The 2427-nt window shown below is 59.6% G+C and carries 5 protein-coding genes; all 5 read right to left on the minus strand.

Annotated elements, in window-relative coordinates:
* Window positions 1–456 (minus strand): phage virion morphogenesis protein (locus tag QCE79_RS32305; protein WP_309851344.1); only part of this gene is annotated, 456 nt, incomplete at its 3' end.
* Window positions 457–580: 124 nt separating this feature from the next.
* Entirely contained in the window at window positions 581–1003 is a 423-nt protein-coding gene (locus QCE79_RS32310; RefSeq protein ID WP_309851347.1) for a phage tail protein, read from the minus strand.
* Window positions 996–1247 (minus strand): Rz1-like lysis system protein LysC, encoded by a 252-nt coding sequence (lysC, locus tag QCE79_RS32315; RefSeq protein ID WP_309851349.1) that lies wholly within the window; start codon window positions 1245–1247, stop codon window positions 996–998. The genes QCE79_RS32310 and lysC overlap by 8 nt, the downstream gene beginning before the upstream one ends.
* Window positions 1135–1575 (minus strand): protein lysB, encoded by a 441-nt coding sequence (locus QCE79_RS32320; RefSeq protein ID WP_309851354.1) that lies wholly within the window; start codon window positions 1573–1575, stop codon window positions 1135–1137. Before QCE79_RS32320 ends, lysC begins: the two co-directional genes overlap by 113 nt.
* Window positions 1572–2405 (minus strand): N-acetylmuramidase family protein, encoded by an 834-nt coding sequence (locus QCE79_RS32325; protein WP_309851351.1) that lies wholly within the window; start codon window positions 2403–2405, stop codon window positions 1572–1574. Before QCE79_RS32325 ends, QCE79_RS32320 begins: the two co-directional genes overlap by 4 nt.
* Between the last annotated feature and the right edge of the window lie 22 nt (window positions 2406–2427).

The raw sequence follows: 2427 nt of genomic DNA on the forward strand, positions 1-2427 counted from the left end.
CATGTCGCGGATCAACTCGCGATCGTCGCAGGTGAAGCCAAGCAGCTCACGTGCGGGATAGCGATACTCCGGGCCACCGGGCGCGACATGATCCGTTTCGCCGAATTGATGCACGCGCGCGATCCGCGCCACGCGACCGATGAAGCCGATGGCAAGCCCGTTCTCATCGGCTTCAATGCGCATATAACGCGCCGTGCGAAGCTTGGGGAACATCGCTGAACGCTTGATGCGCCCTCGCTTGCCGCGCAGCTTCTTTGTTCCAGCCTTCGAGCGCGGCTTGCGGGGTTCATAAGCGCTGCCGTCCGGATTGCGTTGCGCGGCGATTCGAGCTTGCTGGCTGCGGCGCAGCTCGCGGGCGATATCGCGCATCACCGCGCGCCGAGCAGCGGGTGCAAGCTTGGCAAGCAGAGCGCTGGCCCACGTCTCCAGGCTATCGAGTTGGAATTGCGAGTCCATTGCTGGCTTCCGTTTTAACAGCGAGATACGCGTCCAGTGCTCGGTTGGCATCCGGGAACGTGCTCATGCATGCGGCGTGAAGGCGTTGCTCATGGTCCGAGGCGATTCGATAGACTCCCGCAGCCTATTTCTCCCAAGGCTTTTCGCTGCTTTGTGAGTCGTCGACATGCGTCACTGTTCGCACGCCATTCTCGAGCTTGACAACAACGCTTTCGGTAAGTTGAAGCTTTACCGAAACATCGGCGGTGTTGTTGCCGAGAATGTCGATCTCGTAGGTGATGCCACTATCGCGCTGATCCCAATTGGTCACGAGATCGGATTGATGCGCGCGAACCCAATCGACCACCGCGATGAAGATGTCGTCTGCCTCGCCCGCGTAGTCGAGCACCAGCACATTGAGCACGTAACGGTATTCGAACGAGCTCGACTTTGCGCCGGTCGCGGCGATCGATCCTTGATCAATAAATACCGTCAGCTTGTCCGGGTTTTCGGCAAGCGTCGGAATAGCGGCTGCGAGCGCCCCGCGCAAACTGCCAGGTTTAATCATGCTTTGCCTCTTTGCTCTGCGCGGCGTTGCGCGTCTGCGCGCGAGCCTGACACTCGACGATCAGATCGACTTTCGCGGCGCACGTGGCCCACGCGCCCTTGGCTGTTGTCAGTGCTTCCTGTAACTCGCCGTTAGTGCGTGGTGACATCGCCGGTAGGTTGCACGGCGTGATCGTCTGGCACTGCTGCACTAAAATCTGCGGAGCCTGTGTAGGCGGGATTGGCTGACAAGCGCATAACATCATCAGGCAAAGCAGTGTCGGCCCAATGATGAACGATCGGACTGTCATGAATGGCTTCCCTCATCGCTTGGCGTTGCGTCGATACAGTCTTCTCGGCAGCGGCCGTCGCCCTGTCGAGCTGCGCTTGCTGCCGCGCTTTTTCGAGAGCGTCACGTTGAAGATCGCGAATGGTCCTATCGCGATCTTCAATGCGCTGGCTCGCGGCGCGCAGTAGTCCACTTTCCACCCCGAGCTGCGCACGCAACGCTCGGACATAAAGCACGGCGCTGACCGACGCTGCAATGAGCAGTGCGCAGACAGCGAGCTTAAATTTGATCGCGAGAAAGTTCATGCAGTCGCTTCGGCTGGCGTTGGCTTAGGCGCGAGCGTAGGCGTAGGCGCATAGCGCTCATACGCGCGCGCAAGCTTCACGTCATAGAGGTTCGCTTTGTACGCCTTGCCGTTATAGCCTTCAGCAAACGCCTCCCAGCGGCGCGATTTCAACGCGGCGAGCAGCTTGGCGTCAGCGGCAACGAAACGCACGAATGCATCAAGCTGCTCCCTTTCGCTCGCCTCCATACGCGACACGAACTCTTGCGGGCTTTGATAACCAAGTCGCTTCCAGTGTTCGCCCATCACCTGGAATGCGCCCCAGCTTGTTGCCTCCCATGCGGCGACTGGTGCGAGCATCTGAGCCCAGGCAAGGCGCACATACTCGGCGGATCCGCCTTCATAGCCGCCACGGGTTTCCGACACAATGTTCGGATAGCGAGCCGCGAGTGGCTTGGGGTCGATGCCGTGGGTCACCAACCGTTCCCAGAATACGTGGCGCTCAAACAGGATGACGGGTCGGCCATCAGCAAGGAAGCCTTCGCCGCGAGACTCGACCTCATTCACCGCACGCACGCACTCGACGGGAACATCGAGTGAGGCGGCCGCTTTGACGATATCTGCATCAGCAAGATGCTTGGCATCTCGCTTTCCAGTGGCAAGCGCCAGCATCGTCTTCGGCCCTGCAAGGCCGTCGACCACGAGACCCGCGTCGGCTTGTACCTTTTTGATCGCAGTTTCGGTAGCCTCATCAAATACATGCGTCACCGCGAGATCGAAACCCGCGCGAAGCAATCGGTGCTGCAAAAGCGCCACCTCATCGCCCATCGAGCCAAATCGAAGGATCCTCATTGTTCGCCACTCCATAAAAGGC

Origin of the sequence: Caballeronia sp. LZ003, from assembly GCF_031451465.1 — a bacterium.
GTDB lineage: Bacteria > Pseudomonadota > Gammaproteobacteria > Burkholderiales > Burkholderiaceae > Caballeronia.

What these genes read in the sequence shown, in the direction of transcription:
- QCE79_RS32310 (WP_309851347.1), bottom strand. Translation starts at nt 1,003, where the DNA reads ATGATTAAACCTGGCAGTTTGCGCGGGGCGCTCGCAGCCGCTATTCCG.
- lysC (WP_309851349.1), bottom strand. Translation starts at nt 1,247, where the DNA reads ATGATGTTATGCGCTTGTCAGCCAATCCCGCCTACACAGGCTCCGCAG.
- QCE79_RS32320 (WP_309851354.1), bottom strand. Translation starts at nt 1,575, where the DNA reads ATGAACTTTCTCGCGATCAAATTTAAGCTCGCTGTCTGCGCACTGCTC.
- QCE79_RS32325 (WP_309851351.1), bottom strand. Translation starts at nt 2,405, where the DNA reads ATGAGGATCCTTCGATTTGGCTCGATGGGCGATGAGGTGGCGCTTTTG.